Source organism: Saccharothrix violaceirubra (genome assembly GCF_014203755.1).
Lineage (GTDB): Bacteria > Actinomycetota > Actinomycetes > Mycobacteriales > Pseudonocardiaceae > Actinosynnema > Actinosynnema violaceirubrum.
Map to the genome: position 1 here is coordinate 327674 of NZ_JACHJS010000001.1, position 19194 is coordinate 346867.

Sequence of the window (19194 nt, forward strand, 5' to 3'; positions counted from 1 at the left end):
GGTTACGGACGGTCAGCTTCGCTGGGCGGAGATGACCTCGGTGCCGACGATCCGGGGCGTCGTCGTGTCGGTCAGCCAGAACAACTGCTCGACCCTGATCCAGTCCCCGGATCGGCCCTGCATCGACACCGCCGCGTGCACGGCGCCGTCGGGCCGCAGCGAGGTCGACTCGATGGTGATCGCCTTGATCCCCTCCCACGCCGCGACGAACTCGCCGGGCGAGGTGCCGACCAGGTCGGGCGACAGCAGTCGGGCCGCGGCGGCGGGCTTGGCGGGCAGCAGCTCGTAGAACCGGCGCACGATGTCCACCTGCGGTTTCGATCCGGCGGTCGCCTCGGGCGGCGGGACGACGACGGCCGCCTCGTCGATCCGGAAGTCCGCGAACGGCGCCACGCTCAGGGACGCGGGAGTGCCGCCGAGTTCGGCCCACAGCTTGTCCGGTCGCAGCGCGGGCGCACCGCTGATCGCGACCGGCGACCGCGTCGCCGGGTTCGTCGGACCGGGCTCGCGCCGATGCGCCAGGAAGGTGGCGGCGGCCACCGCGGCGACCAGGACGAACGCGCCCGTGGCGAACCCGGCGGTCCGCGCGGTGCGGTTCGTGGGACGCGAGTGCGGCTCGACGTCCGCCTCGACGGCGGCCGGTCGTCGGACCGGCGCGCGCAGTGACGTGGGCTGCCTGCGGATCAGTTCCGCCACCGAGACCGAGCCGGTACGGCCGTGCCGTCGGCCACCCCGAGTCGTGCGCTGCACGGGCGACTCCTTCGTGCCTGTGTCGTCAGCGAGAAGAGGTACCGTGCGCGGACGCCACAGGGCCAGACCTGTACCGGAGTTCACTCGTTCGTGGCGGCAGGCGGCACGGAAGCATCCCTCGATCGGCGGAAAAACCCGACGAATGCGGGTCACGCTCAGGCGCTGCCCGTGGGCCGTTCGGAGTCGATGAGCGGGTCATCGGTGGAGGTGAAGACCAGCTCGCGCTTTTCCGTGCTGGTGGTCCCGTCCTTGCGGGTCACCTGGAGGGTGGAGACCGTGACGCCCTTGACCGGGTCGACCTCGATCTCGGTGACCTCGATCTGGGAGACGTCCGCGAGCTGCCCGTCGAACAGCGGCTCGGCGACCGACCGGAACACGTCCGAGGTCAGCCCGAGGGCGGTGTCGCGGTCGGTGGCGAGGTCCTCGTAGAAGCGCTCGGTCCGGTGCACGATCGCCGCACCGCCGACCGCCTGCGGGTCCGCGCCGGGCAGTGCGAGCACCTGGGGCGCCGCGGCCTCGACGGGTGCGGACCGCGTCGGTCCGGTCGTCGGCGCCCACCCGGTGCCCGTGACCTCGACCGGTGCGGGCACGGCGAGCACCTGCGGCGCCTGCGGGTCGACGGCCGCCGTCTCCGTCGCCGGACCGGTCAGCACGGGGACGCCGACGGGGTAGCGCGGCGTCGGCATGCCGATCCGTTCGGTGGGCCCGCCGGCCCCGACCAGCTTGGCCGCGACGACCGTCAACCCGATCAGCACGCCCGCCGACGAGAGCACCGCGAACCAGGCGGCCTGCTTCCACGTGCGCGGCGGCGTCACGGACGCGGGCACCAGCCCGATGTTGAAGCACCGCAGCCCGCCGGGTTCGTCGTCGTCGAGCGAGTCGGAGATCCGGGGCAGGGGGGTGGTCTCCTCGGCCGGGTCGGTCACGGGCGCCAGGGGCGTGGTGTCCTCGAAGGGGTCGGGCGGCGGAGGTCCGTCCGGCGACGAGGAGTCGACCCGCCGCCCGCCCGGTCCACGACCCGCGGGACCGACCTTGCCCGTCCGGGGCTTGCGCCGCCCGGACCCGCCCACCGGCTCGCGCCTTTCCCGGTCGGGCTGCCGGCGGTCGGGGTGCTCCCGGTCCTGGACGACCCGCTCGGAAGCGCCCGGCGCGGGGCGTTCGGCCGGAGTCGCACCGGTCCTGTCACGAGAGGACGGGGCGACCCGCTCGGACGACCTCGACCCGGTCCGCGCGCGTTTCCCGGACGGGGTCTGCCCGGCCTGCGTGTGCGTGCTCGCCGCGGCCCGGTCGGGAGGGGACCCCGCTCCGGACGATGTCGGGTCCGTGCGGCGGGCTCCGGTCCGGGTGCCTGTCCGGGGCGAGCGGAGGTCGACCTGCGTGGTCGGCCTGGCCTGGCCGGGCGAAGTCGGGCCGGACCTGCCCCGTGCGGGTGTCCCGGCCGCGGCGGGTCCGACCTGTGTGGGCGCGGTCGTTCCGGCCGGGTCGGGGGGAGGAGGTCCGACTTTCCGGGACGACGTGCGTCCGGTCCCGGCCACCTCGATCGGGGCGGGTGGGGCCTGGTCGGGCGAGGCCGCTCCGACCCGCCCGGGTCGGGCGTTCCGCGCGGAAGGGGCCGGTACCGGGCCGTGTCCGGGGACCGGGTGCGTGTGCTCGCCAGGACCCGGCTCACGGGGTGGCGGTGGGGTCGTGCGGCGATCGCCCGGCCCGGGCTCCCGTCGCGGCGGTGCGACGGGGGGCGGGCGGTAGGGGTCGCGTTGGGCGGGGATGGCCTCGGGTGTGCGCACCCGGCCCGTGTCCGGGTGTGCGGTGTCGCCGCCGGCGGGCGGTGTCACGTTGTGGCGGCGGTGTCGTCCTGACCGTTCCGGTTCCCCGATGACCATGGTTGCGCGGACCCCTCTGCTTCCCGGACGCCCAGCCTAGGTGGCCGCGGCACCCGAATCCGCCCAGGTCAGCCCGGTGACACGAGGTGACACTCGGAAGAGTGAAGTTCAGCCGCCGCTGTTCAGGCGCTTGCGGGCGCTCTGTAGCGAGTTCACGGCCGCGAGGCCGCCGCCTCCCGCGATCAGGGCGCCGATCACGTCCCCGGAGATGCCGGTGCCGGTGGTGAGCAGCCAACCGAAGAGCGCCACGGCGGTCGTCACGCCCGCGACCGTGTACCTGCTGCGCACGTACTGCGCGATGGGCGCACCCGCCGCCGACTTCTTCTTCGCGGCCGAGCCCAGCATGGCCAGGTAGCCGTCGTGCGCGAGCGTCGCCAGCACGCCGATGATTGCGATGAGACCCATGACAAGGCCGACAACTGCTTCCATGACCTCAGTGTGCCCGGCGGCGAAGTCGCTGGACCATCCGTGATCGCCCTGATATGCCCCTGGCGTGGAAATGTTCTGGCACGACGCCTGTCTCGAGCACGACACCGGCACCGGCCTGTGGGAGCTGCCCGGCGAGTGGGACTGGCTCGACGTGCCCGAACCGCACCCGGAGAACGCCGCCCGGCTGCGCACCTTCCGCCACGCCCTGCGCATCGGCCCGATCGCGCCGCACCTCGCGTGGCGCACCGGACGCCTGGCCACGCCCGACGAGTTGGCCCGCGTGCACACCCCCGCCTACCTCGAAGAACTCCGCGAAGCCTGCCACCGGGGCGAACGCGTCGCGCTGGAGACCAACACCGTGGTCGGCCCCGGCTCCTGGGCGGCGATCCTGGCCGCGGCGGGCACGGCCCTGAGCGCGTACGAGTCGTCGGCCCGCCTGGCGTACGCCCTGGTCCGCCCGCCCGGCCACCACGCCCAGCCCGGCCTGCCCGACGGGTACTGCATGGTCAACAACGCCGCCCTGGTCGCGGAGACGGCCCGGCGCGACGGCCGCCGCGTGGCCGTCCTCGACTGGGACGTGCACCACGGCAACGGCACCCAGGAGATCTTCCGGGACACCCCGGAGGTGCTCACCGTCTCCGTCCACATGCGGCACGGCCCGTGGGGCGCCAACCACCGGCAGACCGGCGCCCCGGCCGAGAGCGGCCCGCACAACGTCAACGTCGAGCTGTCCCTGGGCGCCGGCGACCGGGCCTACGAGCGGGCGTTCGACGAGATCGCACTCCCGGCCGTCGCGGAGTTCGGCGCCGACCTGCTGGTCTGCGCCTCGGGGTTCGACGGCTCGGCGTTCGATCCCAACGGCCGGCACAACCTGAGCGGTGCCGGGTACCGCGCGATCGGCCGGCGGGTCGCGTCGCTCGACCTGCCGACCGTCCTCACGCAGGAGGGCGGCTATCTACGCGGTTACGCCGCCCTCTGCCTGCACTCGCTGATCGAGGGCCTGCTCGGGCTCGACCTGCTGGCCGACCCGTTGGCCTACGTACCCGACGACGACGGGCGGACGGAAGCGGACCTCGACCTCGTCCGCGCCGCCCTGAAGCCGTACTGGTCCTTCGCCTAGCGACCCATCGGGCCGCGGCCCATCTTGAGCAGGGCCATCGCCAGCTCACGGCCTTCCGGGCCCAGTTCCCGGTAGCGGTTGAGCACGTCGATCTCGCGGTTGTGCACGATCCGGGTGCCGCCGGCGGCCATGCGCGCGGCGCCGATCAGCCTGGACACCTCGACGCGGCGCTTGACCAGCCGCAACAGCTCGGCGTCGAGGTGGTCGATCTCGGTGCGCAGGTCGTCGATGTCCGGGGCGGTGTCGGTGCTGTTCATGAGGTGTGGCCTCTCTCGGTTCGAGTCCGCCTGCCCCCAGCGCACGAAGCCCCGGGGTCCGAGGACTCCGGGGCTTCGTGGTGGCTTGGCGCGCTAGCGGTCCACGGGAGCCGGAGTCCGGATCCCGTAAAAAAACTCGAAGTTGGCCGCGAGCACCCCGACATCATGCCACAGCTCCCGGAACTGTCGGTGCCACCCGGTAACGTGGACCGACGATGAGCGCCTTGTTCGATCTGCCTTCGAGTCCCCCCGCCTCCCGGTCCGCGCGGCTGCTCGACGACCTCAACCCGGCCCAGCGCCGGGCGGTGGAGCACGCCGGTGCGCCGCTGCTCGTCGTCGCGGGCGCGGGCTCGGGCAAGACGCGCGTGCTCACCCGCCGCATCGCCCATCTCCTCGCCGAACGGGACGTGCACCCCGGCGAGATCATGGCGATCACGTTCACCAACAAGGCCGCCGCCGAGATGAAGGAGCGCGTGGCCGACCTGGTCGGCGCGCGCGCCCGCGCGATGTGGGTGTCGACCTTCCACTCGATGTGCGTGCGCGTCATGCGTCGCGAGGCCAAGACGTTGGGCATGTCGTCCAACTTCTCCATCTACGACTCGGACGACACCCGCCGCCTGATCACGCTGGTGGCCCGCGACCTCGATCTCGACCCCAAGCGCTACCCGGCGCGCACGCTCGCGATCCACATCTCGAACCTCAAGAACGAACTCGTCGACTTCGAGACCGCCGCCGACCGGGCGGCCAACGACCTCGAACGCCGCGTGGCCGAGGTGTACGCGAGCTACCAGCGGCGGCTCACCGAGTCGAACTCGCTGGACTTCGACGACCTGATCATGCGCACGGTCGAGTTGCTCCAGAACCACCCGGACGTGGCCGAGCACTACCACCGCCGCTTCCGGCACGTGCTCGTCGACGAGTACCAGGACACCAACCACGCGCAGTACACGCTGGTCCGCGAGCTGGTCGGCACCGGCGTGGACGGCGTGCCGCCCGCCGAGCTGTGCGTGGTGGGCGACGCGGACCAGTCGATTTACGCGTTCCGCGGCGCCACGATCCGCAACATCGAGGAGTTCGAGCGCGACTACCCGCAGGCGACCACGATCCTGCTGGAGCAGAACTACCGCTCGACGCAGAACATCCTGACCGCGGCCAACGCGGTGATCTCGCGCAACCCCGGCCGCCGGGACAAGCGGCTGTGGAGCGACCTGGGCGAGGGCGAGAAGATCGTCGGCTACGTCGCCGACAACGAGCACGACGAGGCCGCGTTCGTGGCCAACGAGATCGACCGGCTGGTCGACTCGGGCGACGCGACCAACGGCGAGATCGCGGTCTTCTACCGCACGAACAACCAGTCGCGCGTGTTCGAGGAGATCTTCATCCGGCTCGGCCTGCCGTACCGGGTGGTCGGCGGCGTCCGGTTCTACGAGCGGCGCGAGGTGCGCGACGCGCTGGCGTACCTGCGCACGCTGGCCAACCCCGAGGACACGGTGTCGTTGCGCCGCATCCTCAACGTGCCCAAGCGCGGCATCGGCGACCGCGCCGAGGCGTGCGTGTCGACGTACGCCGAGCGTGAGCGGATCAGCTTCGCGAGCGCGCTGCGCGCCGCCGTGGAGGGGCGGGTGCCGCTGCTCAACCCCCGGTCGCAGCGGGCGATCGCCGGGTTCGTGGAGCTGCTGGACGAGCTGGGCGCGCTGGTCGAACGCGGCGACGACGTGGCCGACGTGCTGGAGGCCGTGCTCGACCGGACCGCGTACCGCGCGGAGTTGGAGGCGAGCGAGGACCCGCAGGACCACACCCGCGTGGAGAACCTGAACGAGCTGGTCACCGTGGCCCGCGAGTTCGGCGACCTGGGCGCGGCGACCGAGGACGGCCCGGCCGAGGGCACCTTGGCCGCGTTCCTGGAGCGCGTGGCGCTGGTGGCCGACGCCGACTCGGTACCGGACGCGGAGTCCGACGGTGTGGTCACGTTGATGACCCTGCACACGGCCAAGGGCCTGGAGTACCCGGTGGTGTTCTCGACCGGGTGGGAGGACGGCGTCTTCCCGCACCTGCGGGCGTTGGGCGACCCGACCGAGCTGGCCGAGGAGCGCCGGCTGGCGTACGTGGGCATCACGCGGGCGCAGCAGCGGCTGTACCTCTCCCGTGCGCTCGTGCGGTCGGCGTGGGGGCAGCCCGCGGCCAACCCGGGGTCGCGGTTCCTGGACGAGATCCCGGCCGAGTTGCTGGACTGGCGTCGGGTGGAACCGCGCCGGACCGCGCCGTCCGCGCCCACGTCGTGGGGTCGCCGGTCGGAGTCGCCGCGGCCGGCGCCGTCGAACGCCAACTGGAAGGACACACCCGCCCTGAGCCTGGAGGTGGGCGACCGGGTGAGCCACGACAAGTACGGGCTCGGCCGCGTGGTCGCGGTGGACGGCTCGGGGCCGCGGGCCACCGCGACGATCGACTTCGGTGGCGCGGGCACGGTCCGGTTGATGCTGATCGGCGGCGTGCCGCTGGTGAAGCTCTAGGCGGCACCGGTCGACGGCGCGTCGGGCTCGGTGATCGGTTCGGACCGGGGTTTCGCGGGTGGCGGGCCCGGTGTTCAGCGCGGCCCGGCGGTCCGTCGTCCGGTGCCTCCGGTCGCCACGAGCACGGCGGCGGCCACGGCCGCCCCGATCGACAGGAGCACGGCCAGGCGGTAGCCGTCGAGCCGGGTCGTGCCGAACGCGCTCACGGCCGTCACGCCCGCCACGCCCAGCGCCGCGCCGAACTGGAACGCGGTGTTGAGCAGACCGCCCGCCAGGCCCTGCTCGGCGTCGGGCACGCCGTCGGTCGCGGCGATGGTCAGCGGGCCGTAGGCGAGCGCGAACGCGATGCCGACGAGGACGGCCGAGGGCAGCACGTCCCAGTACGTCCAGTCGGTGTCGGCACGCAGCACCAGCGCGTAGGCCAGGGTGCCGCTCGCCAGGCCCGCGACCGTGACCCGGGTGAGGCCGAACCGGCGGACGAGCCGGGGCGTCAGGGTGGGCGCGAGGACGGCGTCGATGCCCATGATCAGCAGGGCCAGGCCGGTCTGCCACGGGGTCCAGCCCAGTTCGTCCTGGAGGAACAGCACCAGGATGAACTGGAAGCCGAAGAACGACGCCGCGTAGAGCAGGGCGGCGATGTCGACCGACGCCTTGGCGCGCAGCGTGGCGAACCGGACGAGGGGGTCGGGCACGCGGCGTTCCACGACGGCGAACACGCCGAGCAGGACGAGTCCGCCGAGCACGGCCGTGAGGCTCGGGCCTTCCGCGACGCCGTAGACCAGCAGGACCATCGCGGCGGTCACGATCACCGCGCCGACCACGTCGAACCGGCCCGGGGTGCGCCGCTCGGCGCGGGGCAGGGCCTTGATCGCGACGACGAGGATCAGCGCGGCCAGGACGACGGGCGCGAAGAACACCCACCGCCAGCCGAAGCCGGTCAGCAGGCCGCCGACGACCATGCCGAGCGAGAAGCCCGCCGCGCCGGTCGCGCCGTAGACGATCAGGGCCCGGTCGCGGCGCGGTCCGGTGAACGTGGTCGTGATGATCGACAGGCCGGTCGGGGTGAGGAACGCGGCGCTCAGACCCGTGACGAAGCGGGCGACGACGAGCACCACGCCGTCCTGCGCGAACCCGCCGAGCCCGGAGAAGACGACGAACACCGCGAGCCAGAACAGGAAGACGCGGCGTCGGCCGAACCGGTCGGCGGCACGGCCGCCGAGGAGCATGAAGCCGCCGTATCCGAGCACGTAGGCGCTGACGACCCACTGGAGGGCCGTGGGCGCCAGGTCGAGGTCTTCGCGGATGGCGGGCAGCGCGACGGCCGTCATGGAGATGTCGACGCCCTCCAGGAAGATCGCGCCGCACAGGACGAGCAGCAGGCGCCAGTCGCGTCCCGAGAGCCGGTCGACCGCGGGGGTCGTCATGGGTCCTCCTCATTAGAATGCATGTGCATGCATCCTGCGCGGCTCCGAGTGATCCGTGAAGAGGGCATGGATCACAGCCGGGTCGGGAATCGCGCGGACGCCGCCGCGGTTGCCACGGACAGGGGGTCCGATCTTCGCGGATCGGGGCGCAACCCGGGGGTGGGGTGCGCGTCTTTAGGGATGTTCCAAGCGGGGGGAACCGGACGTTCGGGGACGGACGGGCCGCTTGGGGCAGGCCGGTGTCGGGGGCCGGTCTTGCCACAGGGGGGCGAGGGATCGCCGGGGGATTGATCCACAGGGGGAAGGCCGGACCACCCGCTTCCGGGTGGTCCGGCCTTTTCGTGTGCCGTCGGCGCGTTCAGCCGCCGAAACTGTCGTACCCCTGGTGTTACATCGACCCGTCGTGATCGACGGTCGGGGGAGGTGCGATGTCAGACGCTGACGCCGTTCTCGTTGAGCCAGGTCAGCGGGTTGATCTTCTTGCCGCCCGGGTTCCAGACCTCGAAGTGCAGGTGCGGGCCGGTGGAGAAGCCGCGGTTGCCCATGCGGGCGATCTGCTCGCCGGCCTTGACGCGCTGGCCCTGCTGCACCGAGTAGTCGTTCACGTGGCCGTAGACGGTGATCGTGCCGTCGGCGTGCTGCACGCGGACCCAGAGGCCGAAGCCGCTCGCGGGACCGGCCTCGATGACGACGCCGTCGGCCGCGGAGTAGATGGGGGTGCCGATCGGGCCGGCGAGGTCGATGCCGTAGTGCATCTCGCCCCAGCGACCGCCGTAGCCGGAGGTGAACTCGGCGTTCGCCGGGCGCGCGTACTTGGGGCGCTTGGCCTCGGCGTCGGCCGCCTCGCGGTCGGCGGTGATCTTCTGGCTCTTGGTGAGCTTCTGCGCCTCGGCCTGCGCGTCGACGGTCTTGGCGACCGGGACGATCTGCGGGGCGGAGGGCGCCGTGCCACCGACACCGAACGCGGCGGCGCCGTCGGGCGCGCTGTTCGCGAGGGGGGTGACCTCGTCGCCCGAGGAGGACGAACCCAGGGCGTGGAGCGTCTGACCGGCGCCGGCCGCCGCGAAGGCGCCGACGGCGACGGCCGCGACCACGATCCGGCCGCGCAGCGCCGAGGGCGGCGGCGGCAGCCGGTGCGAACTCACTGTTCGCGTCGCGGCACGGTCCACCGCTTCGTCGAGCACGGTGGAACTCGGATGGCCGCCGGGGGAGCGGTGTTGAGACAAAGCCTGGCCTTCCGTCTTCGGGGAGTCCGGGGAGGAACACCGGGCGGGGGATCCCGGTGAGCCAGTCGGGGTACTGACTCGGTGTCCTCGTTGTGACCGGACCGTGACAACGGACCGGGGGACAGTAACGGCGCGGGACCCTTAAGGGCAATCCCCGGGAAAGACGTCCAGTCGATCGCGCTCGGTCGACAGGTTTGACCCCAATGCAGTTACGCGAAGTAATCTTTTGACCGCGAGACCCAGCACGTGCAGGCACTATGGGGTGTAGGACACATACCCTCCAATGGGTGACGGCGATCACTGTGCACGACGGTGGTGCAAACCTGTCGAGAGCAAAACGTGACCTGAATCACGTATCTCGGGCGCAACGACCTGGAATCACCCACCCAGTGGGTAACCCGACCGGCCCAACGGCCGGTCACTAGGGGTGTTCCGCGCCCGCGGGGCCCGACGACAACCCGCGAAACGGGACGGCCCGCCTCCGCCGGACATCCCAGGGGTGCCGCGGTCCTGTCGCGTGCGGTCTTCCGGTCCGCATTCTCTTCTTTGTCCGTAATGTCGGGCCTCTGGAGTCCCTGTCCGATGCCGCTCGCCCGTACCTGCTTGTCCGTCCGGTGGCGAGCGACCGCTCGGGTCCCGGCGGGCGAACGGTCGCCGTGCACCGGTGCACCCGTGCCGCCCTGCTAGCGTCGGTTCGGTGATCGGCACGGACGACGCCAGCACGGCCCTCGACGTGGACCGCGCGGGCGGCACGAGAACCCTGGTCGCCGCCGTACTGGCGGTCGTCGGCGCCGCTCTCACGGCCCTCGGCGGCATGCTCGGCGTGATCGACTCCCCGCCCGCGTTCGCCTCCTGGTGGCTGCTCCTCCTCACGGCCCTGCCGACGGTGGCCGTCGTCGCCCGGTTCCGGGGCGACGACCTCGCCGGTGCGCTGGCCGTCCTGGCCGCGGTCGAGGTCGGTCGGACCCTGGTCGACCTCCAGTTCCTCGTCGACCCGACCATGACCGCCCGGCCCGAGTTGGCCCGCCTCTCCGCCCTGTCCCCGCCGCCGGTCACGGCCGGGTTCTGGGTGGTGGTCGCCGGGCACGCCTGCGTGATCGCCGCCGGGCTGCTCGTGCTCGGCGCGGTGACGACCGAACCCCGCGAGGAGCGGACGCGGTTCGCGCCGCCCGCTTTGGCGGGTGCGGTGGCGGCCGTGGGGCTCGCGATGACGCCGTTCGGTTCCGACGACGCCTTCGTCCCGGTGCGCGCCGCGTTGGACGCGCCCGGTGTCGTCCTCGCGGGCGGGCTGCTGCTCGTGGTGCTGGTGCCGGTCATCGGTGTGGTCGCCGCGTCGTCGGCCCGGCCCGAGGGGCCGTTCGCCGGGTTGGCCGCCGCGCTGGTCGCGCTCGCCCTGCCGCCGCTGGTGTCCGGGTTCGTCGTCGACGGCCTCCATGTCGGCTTCGCTCCTTTCCTTCTTCTTGTCGCCGCCGCGGTGTTCCTCCTGCCGCAACGCCCGGCCGTCGAGCGCGACCTCGCGTTGCCCGGACCCCGTCGGCTGCACGTGGCCGCGGCCGTGCTGGGGCTGCTCGCCGCCGCGGGCGCGGTCGTCGGCGCGCTGACCGACCAGCTCGTCCTGCCCGCCGGGCTGCCGGCCCCGGTCGACTTCGCGTCCCGCCCGCTGTGGCCGGCGGCGGTCCTGGTGGCGACGGGCGCGCTCGTGCTGCTCGGCAACGCCGCCGCGCGTCCCGCGCTGATCGTGTCGCTGGCGGCGGTGCCGTTGGCCGCCGTGCCCGCGCTCGACGCCGTCGCGTCGGCCACCCGGGTGGCGTCGGTCCAGGCCGGTGCGGGCGCGGTGTTCGCGGCCCTGTCGGTCGTGGTGGCCGCCGCCGCGGCGGTGGTCGGCGCGGTGGCCGGTGCGGTCGAGCGCGAGGAGGCCGACGCGTCCGTGCCGCCCGCGCCGTTGCCGTTGCTCGGCCTGGTGCTGATCGGCCTGCTGCTCACGGCCGGCGCGCTGGTCCTGCCGGTCATCGAGGCACCCGGTCTCACGCCGATCGGCGCGTTGTCGGGGCGGATCGGTTCCTGGGGGCTCCTGGCGGCCTTCGTCGCCGTGGCCGCGGCCGGGCTGGTCGCGCTCAAGGCCCGTCCGGCGCGGGCTTCCGCGTTGCTCCTCGGTGCCGCCGGGGTGCTCGTCGTCCGGGTCCTGGAGTACCCGCTCACGTCCGGCCGTGCCGAGTCCGCCGCTCCCGGCCCCGGCTTCTGGCTCGCCCTGGCCGCCGCTGCCGCCTTCCTCGCGTCGTCCGCCGCCACCCGCCGCCGCTGACCCGCTCTTTCGGGTGGTTCCCCGCGCGAGTCCTCCACTCGGACACCGTGAGTCGCACGCCCGGTCGACGAGTCGCGTCCTGAGGTACCGCGAGGCGTGCTCGGCACACCCGGAGGAACCCGGAACCCACACCGGGCTGACACCGCGCGGACACCCGCGAACAAGGCCGCGGACAGGAGCGGGACTCGCGTCCGAGGGCGTCGATCACGGGTCGTGATCGACCTCACCACGTTTGAGACCCACCTCACGGGTATGGCGTGCGTTCGTCTCCGGGCAGGTCGATAGTGTCTTCCCGAGCCGCGTCGCGCCGGTCCGCCCGAGGCCGCACCGGCGTTCCAGGTGATGCCTGGTACGTGCGCGCACCAGGCCCCCGCCTGGAGCGCCGGAGCATTCCGAAGGTCCGCGCGCGAGGACGCGGCGTCCGACACCGACGTCGCAGGAGACCCGAGTGGACCTGTACGAGTACCAGGCGAAGGACCTCTTCGCCGCCCACGACGTCCCGGTACTGCCGGGCGACGTGGCGAGCACCCCCGCCGAGGCCAAGGCCATCGCCGAGCGCTTCGGGCAGACCGTCGTCGTCAAGGCCCAGGTCAAGACCGGTGGCCGCGGCAAGGCGGGTGGCGTCAAGCTCGCCACGACGCCGGACGAGACGCAGGAGAAGGCCGAGGCCATCCTCGGGCTGGACATCAAGGGCCACATCGTGCACCGCGTGCTCGTGACGCCCGCGTCCGACATCGCGGAGGAGTACTACTTCTCCTTCCTCCTCGACCGCGCCAACCGCACCTTCCTGGCCATGGCCAGCGTCGAGGGCGGCATGGACATCGAAGAGGTCGCCGCGACCAAGCCCGAGGCCCTGGCCAAGGTGCCCGTCGACGCGATCAAGGGTGTCGACCGCGCGAAGGCCGACGAGATCGTCGCCGCCGCGAAGTTCCCGGCCGAGGTCGCCGACCAGGTCGCCGACGTCATCGTGCAGCTCTGGGACACGTTCGTGTCCGAGGACGCCACGCTGGTCGAGGTCAACCCGCTCGTCCGCGACCCCGAGGGCAAGATCGTCGCGCTCGACGGCAAGGTCACGCTCGACACCAACGCCGACTTCCGCCACCCCGCCCACGCGGAGCTGGTCGACAAGCAGGCCGAGGACCCCTTGGAGGCGAAGGCCAAGGAGAAGGGCCTCAACTACGTCAAGCTCGAGGGCCAGGTCGGCATCATCGGCAACGGCGCCGGGCTGGTCATGTCCACGCTCGACGTCGTCGCCTACGCGGGCGAGAAGCACAAGGGCGTCAAGCCGGCGAACTTCCTCGACATCGGCGGCGGCGCGTCGGCCGAGGTCATGGCCAACGGCCTGGACATCATCCTGGGCGACCCGGACGTCCGCTCGGTGTTCGTGAACGTCTTCGGCGGCATCACCGCGTGCGACGCCGTGGCCAACGGCATCGTGCAGGCGCTGCAGATCCTGGGCGACAGCGCGACCAAGCCGCTGGTCGTCCGCCTCGACGGCAACAACGTCGAGGAAGGCCGGCGCATCCTGGCCGACGCGAACCACCCGCTCGTGACCGTGGTGGACACTATGGACAACGCGGCCGACAAGGCCGCCGAGCTCGCGGCTGCGGGGGTCTGACGATGGCGATCTTCATCACCAAGGACAGCAAGGTCATCGTCCAGGGCATCACCGGCGCCGAGGGCACCAAGCACACCAAGCGGATGCTGGCGTCGGGCACGAACATCGTCGGTGGCGTGAACCCGCGCAAGGCCGGGCAGAAGGTCGACTTCGACGGCCACGTGCTGCCCGTGTTCGGCACGGTCAAGGAGGCCATCGAAGCCACCGGCGCCGACGTGACCGTGATCTTCGTGCCGCCGGCGTTCGCCAAGGCGGCCGTGATCGAGGCGATCGACTCCGGCATCGGCCTCGCGGTCGTGATCACCGAGGGCATCCCGGTGCACGACACCGCCGCGTTCTGGGCGCACGCCGTCGCGACCGGCAACAAGACCCGGATCATCGGCCCGAACTGCCCCGGTCTGATCAGCCCCGGGCAGTCCAACGCGGGCATCATCCCGGCGGACATCACCGGCCCCGGCAAGATCGGCCTGGTGTCCAAGTCGGGCACGCTGACCTACCAGATGATGTACGAGCTGCGCGACTTCGGGTTCTCCACCGCCATCGGCATCGGCGGCGACCCGATCATCGGCACCACGCACATCGACGCCCTGGCCGCGTTCGAGGCCGACCCCGACACCGTCGCCATCGTCATGATCGGCGAGATCGGCGGCGACGCCGAGGAACGGGCCGCCGCGTACGTGAAGGCCAACGTCACGAAGCCGGTCGTCGGCTACGTCGCGGGCTTCACCGCGCCCGAGGGCAAGACCATGGGCCACGCGGGCGCGATCGTGTCCGGTTCGGCCGGTACCGCGCAGGCGAAGAAGGAGGCCCTCGAGGCCGCCGGCGTCAAGGTCGGCAAGACGCCGTCCGAGACCGCCGCGCTCATGCGGGAGATCATGAAGTCGCTCGGCTGAGCCGGTCCGACGTCGCGTGGAGGCCGTCCCGGTCGGGGCGGCCTCTCCGCGTTTGCCGTACCTGCGGTCGGGGGAACCACCGAGGTCCGGTCGTCGTCGGAGAGTGCACATCGGCTAGCGTTCTGTCGACGCGAGTCAAGCCTGTCGGTATGAGGAGGAACCTCACCATGTCCGTCCCGTACGGCGCCCCTCAGCAGCAGCCGGGTCCGGCGCAGCCGGCGGTCGGCGTGAACCTGAACCTGATCCTCCCGCTGGCGGGTGCGGGTCTGGGCGTCTTCGCCTACCTGCTGTCCTTCGCCGACGACGTGTCGTCGGCCGGGATCGAGTACCTGCTGGCCGCCGCCGCGCTGTCCGGCCTGTCGGTGCTGCCCAAGGCACCCAAGCTGCTCTACGCGGCGGCCGTGTTCGCGCTCGTGCCGTTCCTCGGGCTCATCCAGAACCTGATCAAGAGCGAAGCCGACGTGCAGGGCATGCAGATCGTCATCCTGATCATCGCCCTGCTCCAGACGGCGGCGATCGCGATCGCGCTGCTGCTCGACGCCGAGGTCGTGAAGTTCACGCCCAAGCAGGCGAACGTCTACAACCAGCCCGGTGGCTGGAACCCGCAGTCGGGCGCGTTCCCGCAGCAGCAGGTCCAGCACCCGCAGCACCCGCAGCAGCAGTACGGTCCGCCGTCGGGCCAGTTCAACCAGCCCGTGCAGCCCCAGCAGCCGCAGCAGCCGGGTCAGCCGCAGCCGACCTCCTACCTGTCGCAGCCGGGCCAGTTCGCGCAGCCGCCGCAGGCCGGTCCGCAGCACGGCCAGGGCACGCCGCCCGGCGGTTTCACCCAGCCCAGCTGAGCGGGGATCTTCCGTAGACGAGGGGTGGCGCCGACCTGGCGCCACCCCTCTTCGCGTGCGCGGCGTGCCTCACCCGAACGGCCCATCGCGCCTGACACAGTGGAAAGATGCCGGTGCTGCCCACGACTTCGCACGCTGCCACCGAGTACGCCGTCCGTCCGCCCGAGTTCTCCCGGGCCGAGCGGGTCCGCGTGCTCACGCTCACCGCGGCGGGATCGGTGGTCATCGGCTACGCGGCCGTCGCCGCGCTGCTGGCGCTGGTGTCCTCGACCGCGGCGCACGCGGCGTTCTCCACGACCGGCGTCCTGGCCGCCGCCGCGCCGGGCTGGCTGGCCGCGCACCACGTGCCGCTGCGCTTCGACGGCGGTCAGCTCGGCGTGCTGCCGCTGCTGCCGACCGCGCTGGTGATGCTGCTGGTGCACCGGGCCGCGGCGTCGGCGGCGGACCGGCTCGGCCTGTTCGAACCGTTGCAGGCCCGGGCCGTGGTGCTGGGCATCGCGGGTGCGCACGCGACGGTCGGCGGGCTGATCGCGTTCCTGATGGGCGACGAGGGCGAGGGCGTGCGGGCGACGCCGGCGGTCGCGTTCTTCGGGTGCGCGGCGGTGTCCGGCGTGGCCGCGCTGTCCGGCGTGGCGCAGCGGTGCGGGTTGGTCGACCTGCTCTTCGAACGGGTGGACCCGGTGGCGCGGCGTGGGCTGCGCGCGGCGGCCCTCGGGTTGTCCGCGCTGGTCGCGGCCGGTGCGCTGATGTTCGCCGTGGGGCTGCTGGTGTCGTGGTCGACGACGAGCCTGCTGTTCGACGGGACGGTCGGCACCGGGCTCGGACTGTTCCTGCTGTGCCTGGCGTACCTGCCGAACGCGCTGGTCGGGGCGGTGTCGTTCGTCGTGGGCTCGGGGTTCTCGATCGGGGTCGTGCAGGTGGGGCCGCTGTCGTCGACCGGCGGGCCGGTGCCGGCCGTGCCGCTGCTGGCCGCGTTGCCCGAGCAGCACGTCGCGGTCCTGCCGCTGGTGCTGATCCTGCCGGGCGCGGTCGGGGTGCTGGTGGGGTGGTCGTTGCGGGACGCGGCCGGGCGGCCGGCGGCGCGGGCACGGGCCGTGCTGGTCGCGGCGGTGGCGTCGGCGGTGGTCGTGCTGGTGCTCGCGGCGGTGGCGGGCGGTGCGCTCGGCGGTGGCGTGTTCAACCCGGTGACGATCCCGGCGGGGTTGCTGGCGTTGCTCACGTTCGGGTGGGTCCTGGTACCGGGCGGGATCGTGGCGTGGTTCGCCGGGCCGAAGGCCGGTGCCGAGGTGGAGCCCGACTCCGGGACCGCTGCCGCCGTCGTGGAACCGGACGCCGACTCCGACTCCGACGAGCCCGCCGACGAGGACCTGCCCGAGCCCGTCGCCGAAGAGGACGAGCCGGAAGCCGAGGACGACGCCGACTCTGACTCCGAGGACGATCTCGACGACGACCCGGAGGACCACCCCGACGGTGATCTCACCGGCGAGTCCGACGATCCCGAGGATCTCGACGACGAGTCCGATCCGGACTTCGTCGACGAGGAGGACCTCGACGACTACTTCGACCGGGATGCCGACGACGAGGCCGTGACCACCGACCCGGACGCCCACCCGGACACCGACACCGACACGGAGAGCGAGGAGGACCTGCCCGGCAAGCGCGACTAGGCACCGCCTAGGCTGCTCCTGAGCTGCTGTGACAGTCAATCGGCAAGGAGAGCACGCTGAGCGCCGCGACCACACTCCGGCTTCCCGTCCCCACGCGCGTGGTGGTCCTCGTCTCCGGTTCCGGCACCCTGCTCCAGGCCGTGCTGGACGCCGCCGCCGCTCCCGACTACCCGGTCGAGGTGGTCGCCGTCGGTGCCGACCGCACCGGCATCGCGGGTCTCGACCGGGCCGAGCGCGCCGGTGTCCCCACGTTCGCCGTGCGGTTGCGCGACCACGCCGACCGCGCCGCGTGGGACACCGCCCTGGCCGACGCGGTCGCCGCGCACGAGCCCGACCTGGTGGTGTCCGCCGGGTTCATGAAGATCCTCGGACCGTCCTTCCTGGACCGCTTCGGCGGTCGGATGGTCAACACCCACCCCGCGCTGCTGCCCGCCTTTCCCGGTGCGCACGGCGTCCGCGACGCGCTCGACTACGGCGTGAAGGCGACGGGCGCGACCGTGCACCTGGTCGACGCCGGGGTGGACACCGGGCCGATCCTGGCCCAGGAGGCGGTCGTCGTCGACCCCGACGACGACGTGGACAGCCTGCACGAACGCATCAAAGTGGTGGAGCGGCGGTTGCTCGTCGACGTGCTCGCCCGCCTGGCCCGCGAGGGCTGCACCGTTGACGGACGAAAGGTGAGCATTCCGTGACCACTCCTGCGCAGCGGCGGCCGGTTCGTCGGGCCCTGATCGGGGTCTCCGACAAAGCGGGCCTGCTGGAACTGGCCGGGGGCCTGCACGCGGCCGGCGTCGAGATCGTGTCGACCGGCGGGACGGCCAAGGCCCTGGCGCAGGCGGGCATCCCGGTGACCCCGGTCGAGTCCGTGACCGGGTTCCCCGAGGCGCTCGACGGCCGGGTCAAGACGCTGCACCCCGGCGTGCACGCGGGCCTGCTCGCCGACCTGCGCAAGCCGTCGCACGTCGAGCAGCTCGCCGACCTGGGCATCGCGCCGTTCGACCTGCTCGTGGTGAACCTCTATCCGTTCGCGCGGACCGTGGCGTCGGGTGCCGGGCCGGACGAGTGCGTCGAGCAGATCGACATCGGCGGTCCGGCCATGGTGCGGGCTTCGGCGAAGAACCACGCGTCGGTGGCCGTGGTCGTCGACCCGAGCCGGTACACGTGGGTGCTGGAGCAGGTGACGGCCGGCGGGTTCACGCTCGCGGACCGGCAGGCGCTGGCGGTGGACGCGTTCCGGCACACCGCGTCGTACGACGTGGCCGTGGCGTCGTGGCTGGGCAGCGTGGTCGCGCCCGACGACGACGGCTCGGGCTTCCCCGGCTGGGTCGGTGCGACGTGGGATCGCGGCCAGGTGCTGCGCTACGGCGAGAACCCGCACCAGAAGGCCGCGATCTACCGGGCCGACGGGCGTTCGGGCCTTGCTTCGGCGACCCAGTTGCACGGCAAGGAGATGTCGTACAACAACTACGTGGACGCGGATGCCGCTTGGCGTGCCGCGTGGGACCACGTCGACCCGTGCGTCGCGATCATCAAGCACGCCAACCCGTGCGGCATCGCGGTGTCCACGCTCAAGGGCGACGCCGCGATCGCGGACGCGCACCGCAAGGCGCACGCGTGCGACCCGGTGAGCGCGTTCGGCGGCGTGATCGCGGTGAACCGCGAGGTGACCGTCGAGCTGGCCGAGCAGGTCGCGGAGATCTTCACCGAGGTCGTCGTGGCACCGTCCTACGCGGACGGTGCGGTGGACGTGTTGGCGCGCAAGAAGAACGTGCGGCTGCTCGTGGCCGAGCCGCCGGTGCGCGGCGGTACCGAGCTGCGTCCGGTGTCGGGCGGACTGCTCGTGCAGACCGTGGACACGATCGAGGCGCCCGGCGACGACCCGGCCGCGTGGACGTTGGCGTGCGGCGAGGCGCTGGACGAGGCGGGTCTGGCGGACCTCGCGTTCGTGTGGCGCGCGGTGCGCGCGGTGAAGTCGAACGCGATCCTGCTGGCGTCGGACGGCGCGACCGTCGGCGCGGGCATGGGGCAGGTCAACCGCGTGGACGCGGCCCGGCTGGCGGTGGCCCGTGCGGGTGACCGCGCGCGTGGCTCGGTGGCGGCGTCGGACGCGTTCTTCCCGTTCCCGGACGGTCTCGAGGTGCTCGTCCAGGCCGGTGTGCGGGCGATCGTGCAGCCGGGCGGTTCGGTGCGCGACGCCGAGGTGCTGGCGGCGGCCGAGGCGACGGGTGCGACCGTGTACCTGACCGGGACCAGGCATTTCGCCCACTGATCATCGTTCG

General features: G+C 72.6%; 15 protein-coding genes. 9 read left to right on the forward strand and 6 right to left on the reverse strand.

What is annotated here, in order from left to right; all coding sequences use genetic code 11:
• Positions 1–12 precede the first annotated feature (12 nt).
• The 3 genes from F4559_RS01675 to F4559_RS01685 form a co-directional block, all read right to left on the reverse strand.
• On the reverse strand, positions 13–750 hold the full coding sequence (locus tag F4559_RS01675; RefSeq protein WP_184665820.1) for a hypothetical protein: 738 nt from the start codon (positions 748–750) through the stop codon (positions 13–15).
• Between the two features lie 155 nt (positions 751–905).
• The gene (locus tag F4559_RS01680) at positions 906–1820 is read right to left on the reverse strand and encodes a hypothetical protein (RefSeq protein ID WP_184665821.1); all 915 of its coding nucleotides are present in this window, start codon (positions 1818–1820) and stop codon (positions 906–908) included.
• Positions 1821–2738: 918 nt separating this feature from the next.
• A complete protein-coding gene (locus tag F4559_RS01685; protein WP_184665822.1) occupies positions 2739–3059 on the reverse strand; it encodes a hypothetical protein in 321 nt (106 codons plus the stop codon).
• 70 nt (positions 3060–3129) lie between these two features.
• Between F4559_RS01685 and F4559_RS01690 the strand changes: the two genes are divergently transcribed.
• The gene (locus tag F4559_RS01690) at positions 3130–4179 is read left to right on the forward strand and encodes an arginase family protein (RefSeq protein WP_184675355.1); all 1050 of its coding nucleotides are present in this window, start codon (positions 3130–3132) and stop codon (positions 4177–4179) included.
• On the opposite strand, the gene F4559_RS01695 is transcribed toward F4559_RS01690, so the two are convergent.
• Positions 4176–4481: a chorismate mutase gene (locus tag F4559_RS01695; protein WP_312865431.1), complete on the reverse strand. Its 306-nt coding sequence runs from the start codon at positions 4479–4481 to the stop codon at positions 4176–4178. The two genes, F4559_RS01690 and F4559_RS01695, sit on opposite strands and share 4 nt — an antisense overlap.
• A gap of 170 nt (positions 4482–4651) precedes the next feature.
• Between F4559_RS01695 and pcrA the strand changes: the two genes are divergently transcribed.
• The gene (pcrA, locus tag F4559_RS01700) at positions 4652–6946 is read left to right on the forward strand and encodes a DNA helicase PcrA (RefSeq protein WP_184665824.1); all 2295 of its coding nucleotides are present in this window, start codon (positions 4652–4654) and stop codon (positions 6944–6946) included.
• Positions 6947–7020: 74 nt separating this feature from the next.
• On the opposite strand, the gene F4559_RS01705 is transcribed toward pcrA, so the two are convergent.
• Complete coding sequence (locus F4559_RS01705) at positions 7021–8370, reverse strand: MFS transporter (protein ID WP_184665825.1); 1350 nt, start codon at positions 8368–8370, stop codon at positions 7021–7023.
• 431 nt (positions 8371–8801) lie between these two features.
• Positions 8802–9554, reverse strand: a complete 753-nt coding sequence (locus tag F4559_RS01710; RefSeq protein ID WP_312865432.1) for a M23 family metallopeptidase — start codon at positions 9552–9554, stop codon at positions 8802–8804.
• 739 nt (positions 9555–10293) lie between these two features.
• Between F4559_RS01710 and F4559_RS01715 the strand changes: the two genes are divergently transcribed.
• The 7 genes from F4559_RS01715 to purH all read left to right on the forward strand — a co-directional run bounded on the left by F4559_RS01715 (position 10294) and on the right by purH (position 19184).
• Positions 10294–11898: a hypothetical protein gene (locus F4559_RS01715; protein WP_184665827.1), complete on the forward strand. Its 1605-nt coding sequence runs from the start codon at positions 10294–10296 to the stop codon at positions 11896–11898.
• Between the two features lie 448 nt (positions 11899–12346).
• Positions 12347–13516, forward strand: coding sequence for an ADP-forming succinate--CoA ligase subunit beta (gene sucC / locus F4559_RS01720; RefSeq protein WP_184665828.1), 1170 nt, complete (start codon positions 12347–12349; stop codon positions 13514–13516).
• Positions 13517–13518: 2 nt separating this feature from the next.
• On the forward strand, positions 13519–14409 hold the full coding sequence (gene sucD / locus F4559_RS01725; RefSeq protein ID WP_184665829.1) for a succinate--CoA ligase subunit alpha: 891 nt from the start codon (positions 13519–13521) through the stop codon (positions 14407–14409).
• A 167-nt stretch (positions 14410–14576) separates the two neighbouring features.
• Entirely contained in the window at positions 14577–15248 is a 672-nt protein-coding gene (locus F4559_RS01730) for a DUF5336 domain-containing protein (RefSeq protein WP_184665830.1), read from the forward strand.
• 107 nt (positions 15249–15355) lie between these two features.
• Entirely contained in the window at positions 15356–16915 is a 1560-nt protein-coding gene (locus tag F4559_RS01735) for a cell division protein PerM (RefSeq protein ID WP_184665831.1), read from the forward strand.
• A gap of 56 nt (positions 16916–16971) precedes the next feature.
• Positions 16972–17607: a phosphoribosylglycinamide formyltransferase gene (gene purN, locus F4559_RS01740; protein WP_184675357.1), complete on the forward strand. Its 636-nt coding sequence runs from the start codon at positions 16972–16974 to the stop codon at positions 17605–17607.
• On the forward strand, positions 17604–19184 hold the full coding sequence (gene purH, locus F4559_RS01745) for a bifunctional phosphoribosylaminoimidazolecarboxamide formyltransferase/IMP cyclohydrolase (protein ID WP_184665832.1): 1581 nt from the start codon (positions 17604–17606) through the stop codon (positions 19182–19184). The genes purN and purH overlap by 4 nt, the downstream gene beginning before the upstream one ends.
• Positions 19185–19194 lie beyond the last annotated feature (10 nt).

What these genes read in the sequence shown, in the direction of transcription:
- F4559_RS01685 (WP_184665822.1), bottom strand. Translation starts at nt 3,059, where the DNA reads ATGGAAGCAGTTGTCGGCCTTGTCATGGGTCTCATCGCAATCATCGGC.
- F4559_RS01690 (WP_184675355.1), top strand. Translation starts at nt 3,130, where the DNA reads ATGTTCTGGCACGACGCCTGTCTCGAGCACGACACCGGCACCGGCCTG.
- pcrA (WP_184665824.1), top strand. Translation starts at nt 4,652, where the DNA reads ATGAGCGCCTTGTTCGATCTGCCTTCGAGTCCCCCCGCCTCCCGGTCC.
- F4559_RS01705 (WP_184665825.1), bottom strand. Translation starts at nt 8,370, where the DNA reads ATGACGACCCCCGCGGTCGACCGGCTCTCGGGACGCGACTGGCGCCTG.
- sucD (WP_184665829.1), top strand. Translation starts at nt 13,519, where the DNA reads ATGGCGATCTTCATCACCAAGGACAGCAAGGTCATCGTCCAGGGCATC.
- F4559_RS01730 (WP_184665830.1), top strand. Translation starts at nt 14,577, where the DNA reads ATGTCCGTCCCGTACGGCGCCCCTCAGCAGCAGCCGGGTCCGGCGCAG.
- F4559_RS01735 (WP_184665831.1), top strand. Translation starts at nt 15,356, where the DNA reads ATGCCGGTGCTGCCCACGACTTCGCACGCTGCCACCGAGTACGCCGTC.